Genomic DNA, 6,000 nt, shown 5'->3' with positions numbered 1-6,000 from the left:
AACGCATACTGGGCAGATAAGCTTGGTCTTGTTGCACTTGGACATTGAAACCGCCCGTCCACTTCATTTGGGCGAGCGAGCATTTAATCCGCATACTCCCCATATCTGCGTTGTTCATCGGTGGCGGTAGCAACGAGTTGGAGAGGAGCTCGGCGACGGTGGTATCCTTCCAGAGCTACCGCAGGCCCCTTGTAGGGAAAGAAACTAGTGATCCGAGACCAACAGACGCTTGATTTAATACTTGCCACTGTGCACAGATTTGTGCGCGACAAGCTGATACCCTGCGAGCAAGAGGTGGCCGAGACCGATTCCATTCCGCCCGCGATTATTGACGAAATGCGTGCGATCGGACTGTTCGGCCTGACCATCCCCGAAGAGTATGGTGGCGCCGGTTTGACGATGGAGGAGGAGGTGCAGGTCATCATCGCGCTGACTTACGCATCGCCGGCTTTCCGTTCGATCCTTGGCACCAACAATGGGATCGGCTCGCAAGGCATCGTGATTGACGGCACGCCGGAGCAAAAAGCATTCTGGTTGCCACAATTGGCTTCCGGCGCACTGATAGGATCATTTGCATTGACCGAACCGGGCGCCGGTTCGGATGCCGCATCGCTCGCCACTAGTGCGGTCAGGATGGACGATCACTATGTCATCAACGGCACCAAGCGCTACATCACCAACGCCCCGGAGGCGGGCATTTTTACCGTCATGGCGCGTACCGATGCGTCGTCTACCGATAGTCGCGGCGTCTCGGCATTTATTGTTGCGGCGAACACGCCCGGCATCACAATCGGCAAGATTGACCGCAAGATGGGGCAGAAGGGTGCTCATACCGCCGACGTGGTGTTTGACAACGTCAAGGTGCCAGTTGCCAATTTGATCGGTGGTATCGAGGGCCAGGGTTTCAAGACTGCGATGAAGGTGCTCGATAAAGGGCGCATCACCATCGCCGCGGTTTGTGTCGGTGCAGCACAGCGCCTGCTCGATGATGCGCTGCGCTATGCCCAGGAGCGAATACAATTCGGCCAGCCGATTGGTCAATTTCAACTGGTCCAGGCCATGCTAGCCGATAGCCGCGCGGAGTTGCTGGCCGCCCGCAGCATGGTCATGGAAACCGCAAGAAAGCGCGATGCGGGAGAGAATGTGAAAATCGATGCCGCGTGCTGCAAGTTGTTTGCATCCGAAATGGTGGGGCGGGTCGCGGACCGTTGCGTACAAATTCATGGCGGAGCCGGGTATATTAGCGACTATGCGGTAGAACGTTTTTATCGCGATGTCAGATTATTCCGAATTTTTGAGGGTACTAGCCAGATCCAGCAGTTGGTGATTGGGCGCGCAATGGTGCTCGGAGAAACATGATTATCAATGATGCTCGGGGAGACATAATTATTATTCGCCATGGGCAAATGCCAGCCTTGCGCCTGATCGCGCTTGCAGTGTTGACTGTGTGCGGGTCGGCCGCGCATGCAGTCGGCGTAGGGACGGTGAGCTTGCAGTCGGCACTGGGCCAGCCACTGCACGCCAGCATTCCTATCATCGGTAACGATAACGATGTCAGCACAACCTGCATCAAGGCGCGGGTCGAGTCGTCTGACGGCGCTTTTGTCGTTTCTCCGCAAATCGTCGTGATGCGCAGCGCGCAAGGCGCGACTATCGCCTTGACCTCGCGTCAGGTCGTCAATGAACCGGCAGTCACAATCACCGTCGATGTCGGCTGCACGGCGCCGATCCATCGCCAATATCAGGTGCTGCTGGATCCGCCCTACGCTTCGCCGGTACTGGCGCAATTGCCGCCACAGGCCGCTGAGCGGGGTGCGGTCGCAAACGGCCTGCCGCCACAACAGACGCAAGCCAACCAATCTGCCGAGACAGCCTCGTCCATCGATGGCTCCGCGCAGGGTGTGCCAAGAAAAGGCAAGGTTCGCCGGGCAACCCGCGGCCCCGCAACTGCCATGATAGGTGCGGATGCGCAGCCATCTCCAATCAGTGGAGATGCTCCGATCCGGACCAAGGCCAGGAAATCGCAGCGTGACGCGCGCAGGCTGTCAGGCGAAGAGCGCACTCCGGTTTCGCGCCTAAAATTGTCCGACACCTTGTCTGAACCGGCACCCACAACGGCCGTCGATCCACGCACGGCAGAGGCGACCAAGGCTGCGCGCCAGCAATTCGACGCTGTCATGCGCGGCGAAGATCCGCTGCGGGACACCGAGGCGAAAGTGAAAGCCGCGCAGGCGCAGGTGCAGGAGCTGCAGGCGCAAATCGACGCGATCAAGCATCAAAGTCAAAATGACCGCGCCGCACTTAATGAAATCCGGGACAAATCCTATCCGTCAGTCTGGTTGGCCGCATTGGGCGGCTTGTTATTGCTGGCGTTGGGTGCGATCGCGGGATTGCTGTGGCATGCACGCAGCATGAAAAAACATCAGGCCGCTTGGTGGGAACAGAATTTCCCGCGCAAAACAGGCGGGTCGAGCGGCGATACCGTGGCGCCTGATTCGCGTTTTAACCTGGAACGTGGCCCGGATTTTGAAATGCAGAATGAGCCGGTTGCCGCTTCCGATTCAATTTATCGTTCGATGCAACCGGGAGCCCGCGATACCACGGTGAGTGCGCAGCTAAGCTCGCAATGGAACAAGAACCTGGCTTTCGGATTGCCGACGCTGGAAAGTACCAACAGCAGCAGTCTCAATCCCTATTCAGTCAAGACCCACGCGCTGAACGTGGAAGAGATTTCCGACGTCACCCAGGAAGCGGAATTCTGGATGTCGCTCAACGACCCGCAGCGCGCACTCGAAATCCTGGAGCCGCAAAGTGATGTTGCGAGCCCCGATTCGCCGGTGCCGTGGTTGTACCTGCTTGATTTGTACCGGGACATGGGGAGTGAGGACAAATACAATGCGCTGCGTGACCGCTTCCAGCTGATCTTCAACGCGCATATCCCGATATTCAAGGAAGACGTCCTGACCCTGCGCCCGCGCAGCCTTGAAGATTTCCCGAATCTGATGGGACGCATCTGCGATGCCTGGAATACTGACGGCATCATGCCCTTCCTCGAGAGTCTGCTGATCGACGACCGGGATGGTGCGCGCGTCGGCTTCGATCTGCCAGTCTATCGCGAGATCCTGATGCTGATCGCCATCGTGCGGGAGCTCGATCGTGCGCTGGCCATTGAATTTCCCGGTGCCGACCTGGCGAAGCTCAAAGCCGCTATCCATCGGCCGCATCAAAAGCCGACTTTCCGCTGGAAAGATCCGGAAGGCACGACCCCGGAAGGGACGATCGATTTCGAGCCGGTCGATTTCAAAATCGATATTCAACCGCAGCCGCCGACCGAGTAAGTCGCGGCGCCCTTTCGTCAGGCTGCGTCCGTACCGGATCGGGCCCGCGACCTTACCAGATGCACGGACGACCATGCCGAAGCTCGGCGGTCGGGCACCTGTCAGGTATCGAGCGCTTACTCTTATTGGGAGTATGTTTAATAAATGGCCTGACCCCCAAGCAGATATTGCGGAAAATTAAATACCGGTAGTAGTATATTTTTCGGAAAGTGGGGAGCATGACACTCCCGCATCACTACAAGGCGGCTTGATGCACCGGATCCGGAACCCAGGCCTCAGGCAAAATCACGGTGAACAATCCAGCTTTCGCGGTGCGTCGTGCGCATTTCAACAAGGCCTTGTCTTTCGTGATCAGTGCGCTGGCACCGGCGTCGCGCGCCAATTCCAAAAACTTCTGATCGTCCTTGTCGCGGCACAGCGGTAACGGCGTATCGACCAGTGCCACCGGAGCGACGCAGCGGATCAGTGCATCGAACTCGGCAGCACTTCGTGCCCGCGATTCCGGGTCGAGCGGCAGGTGCGGATAATTCAGCACAATCTGCCATTCCGTCCGGCAGTCGTCGCGCGTCACGGCCTCCAGCGTGCCGTTTTTGATCGCTGCCAGCAGCCCGGCCCAGCGTGGATCGCGAAAAACGAATAAATCCAGACAGACATTGGTGTCGAGTACGACGCGCTTCGGTATCATTGCGTTGATTCTTTTCTTTGGATGTTAAATGCTGATTGTTATTTCGCCGGCCAAAACGCTCGATCTCGACACACCCGCCGGCACCGGAAAATTTACCCAGCCCGATTTCATCAAGCACTCGGCTGAACTGATCGATACCTTGCGCACGCTCTCGCCGACACAGATCGGCAGTCTGATGCAAATTTCCGCACCATTGGCACAGCTAAATACCGCGCGCTACACAGCCTGGTCGCCGAAATTGTCGCCGGATAACGCGAAACAGGCGGTCCTGACGTTCAATGGCGACGTCTACGAAGGCCTGGATGCCGCTTCACTGAGCGCCAAACAACTCGACTATACGCAGGCGCACCTGCGCATTTTATCCGGCTTATACGGTCTGTTGCGCCCGCTTGACCTGATGCAAGCCTATCGGCTGGAAATGGGAACCCGGTTGCCGAATCATCGCGGCCGGAATTTGTATGCGTTTTGGGGCGGATTGGTGACCGAGGCGCTCAATGCCGTCGTCGCCGAGCGAAATTCGGAAGCACTGGTCAACCTGGCTTCGGAAGAATATTTCAAGGTCGTCCAGCCCGCGCAACTGACGGTGCCGGTGATCACGCCCGTGTTCGAAGACTGGAAGAACGGTAAATACAAGGTGATTTCCTTCTATGCCAAGCGCGCGCGCGGGCTGATGGCGCGCTTCGCCGCGCAAAAAGGCATCACGCGGCCGTCAAAACTGAAGGCGTTCAACCTTGAGGGCTATGCGTTCGACGAAAATGGTTCCAGCGAGCGCAGCTGGCTGTTCCGGCGTCGGCTGCCGGGTTAAGCGTTGGCATGGACGCATACACTGGGCTGGATTCGGCTCGCACAGAAAAAAGCCTCGCGACATGTACTGCGAGGCTGTTTGATGACTGAATTTAAGGATATCTTTTGTCGTCCCAACGAACGCTGGGACCCAGTGGCGTACGTTGCGCTAAGACCCATCTTGCTCCTCGTTTAGCCTTAAAACGACGTGTTTCCTGTTCGCGTTAGGCGTTAACGGTGCGTGACGAAAGACACTGGGTTCCAGCGACCTGTGGAACGACCCGGCCTTTGAATTCAGGGACACCCTTAAAGTTGACTTGACTGCGCTGGCCTGACTGTTGGATCAGTTAGCCAATCGATTACCAGATTTTCCACCAGGGCTCGTTGCTTTTTTTCTCTGCTTTCAGCAAGGCGCTGTTGGGAAAATTCTTTTTGAACACGCGGTCAGCGTCATCGCGCAGGTCGGTGGTCCCCAGCTTGTCGTAACAACGTACCATCAGCAGCAAGGCCTGTTCGGTCGCTGGGGCATCGGGATAGTCCGTCACCGCCGCCTGTGCGCGATTGACCGCCGACAGATACGCGCCGCGGCGATAGTAGTAGTTGGCGACATGGACCTCGTACTGCGCCATCGCGTTCACCAGATATTTCATGCGCAGGATCGCATCGGGTGTGTAGGTGCTATTGGGGAATTTTTGCACCAATTGCTTGAAGGCATCGAAAGCGTCGCGCGTCGCTTTCGGATCACGCTCGGTCAGATCCTGACGCGTCAGAAAGTCGAGCAGGCCGGGCTTGTCATTGAAGTTGATCAACCCGCGCAGGTAATACATGTAGTCCACATTCGGGTGATTCGGATGCAGTTTGATGAAGCGCTCGGCGGCGGCCAACGCTTGCGCCGGGTCGGCCTGACGATAGTAGGCATAGGCGATTTCCATTTGCGCCTGCAGTGCATAAGTGCCGAACGGATAGCGCGATTCCAGGCTCTCAAACAGCTTGATTGATCGTTCGTAATTGCCGCCTGCTAGTTCATCGCTGGCCTCCGAGTATAATTTGGCAGCTGACCACGTCTTGGTTTCGTCGATTTTTTCTGGCAGCAGACCACATGCTGACAGCGATAGGGCAACTACGATTGTGGCGATTTTCAAGAATTTATTTTGCATATTTTTTGCAGGACGGATTTCAACTTTGGACTGAATT

5 protein-coding genes are annotated in these 6,000 nt (G+C 56.9%); 3 read left to right on the top strand and 2 right to left on the bottom strand.

The features are described 5' to 3' along the window. The first annotated feature begins 207 nt into the window (after positions 1 to 207). Positions 208 to 1,359, top strand: coding sequence for an acyl-CoA dehydrogenase family protein (locus ACFOFO_RS13180; RefSeq protein ID WP_390331743.1), 1,152 nt, complete (start codon positions 208 to 210; stop codon positions 1,357 to 1,359). Further along, positions 1,356 to 3,338: a type IV pilus assembly protein FimV gene (locus ACFOFO_RS13175; protein ID WP_390331741.1), complete on the top strand. Its 1,983-nt coding sequence runs from the start codon at positions 1,356 to 1,358 to the stop codon at positions 3,336 to 3,338. The genes ACFOFO_RS13180 and ACFOFO_RS13175 overlap by 4 nt, the downstream gene beginning before the upstream one ends. A gap of 235 nt (positions 3,339 to 3,573) precedes the next feature. Here ACFOFO_RS13175 and ACFOFO_RS13170 read toward each other — a convergent pair whose 3' ends face one another. Further along, the gene (locus ACFOFO_RS13170) at positions 3,574 to 4,023 is read right to left on the bottom strand and encodes a putative toxin-antitoxin system toxin component, PIN family (protein ID WP_390324618.1); all 450 of its coding nucleotides are present in this window, start codon (positions 4,021 to 4,023) and stop codon (positions 3,574 to 3,576) included. Between the two features lie 28 nt (positions 4,024 to 4,051). On the opposite strand from ACFOFO_RS13170, the gene yaaA reads away from it, so the two are divergent. Then, positions 4,052 to 4,828: a peroxide stress protein YaaA gene (gene yaaA, locus ACFOFO_RS13165; RefSeq protein WP_390324620.1), complete on the top strand. Its 777-nt coding sequence runs from the start codon at positions 4,052 to 4,054 to the stop codon at positions 4,826 to 4,828. Between the two features lie 337 nt (positions 4,829 to 5,165). Here yaaA and ACFOFO_RS13160 read toward each other — a convergent pair whose 3' ends face one another. Beyond that, a complete protein-coding gene (locus ACFOFO_RS13160; RefSeq protein WP_390324622.1) occupies positions 5,166 to 5,963 on the bottom strand; it encodes an outer membrane protein assembly factor BamD in 798 nt (265 codons plus the stop codon). Between the last annotated feature and the right edge of the window lie 37 nt (positions 5,964 to 6,000).

The sequence above is a fragment of the Pseudundibacterium arcticum genome, from assembly GCF_042646465.1.
Lineage (GTDB): Bacteria > Pseudomonadota > Gammaproteobacteria > Burkholderiales > Burkholderiaceae_D > Undibacterium_A > Undibacterium_A arcticum.
The sequence above is the reverse complement of the archived record's forward strand: the minus strand, read 5'-3'. Positions and strand labels throughout refer to the sequence as shown.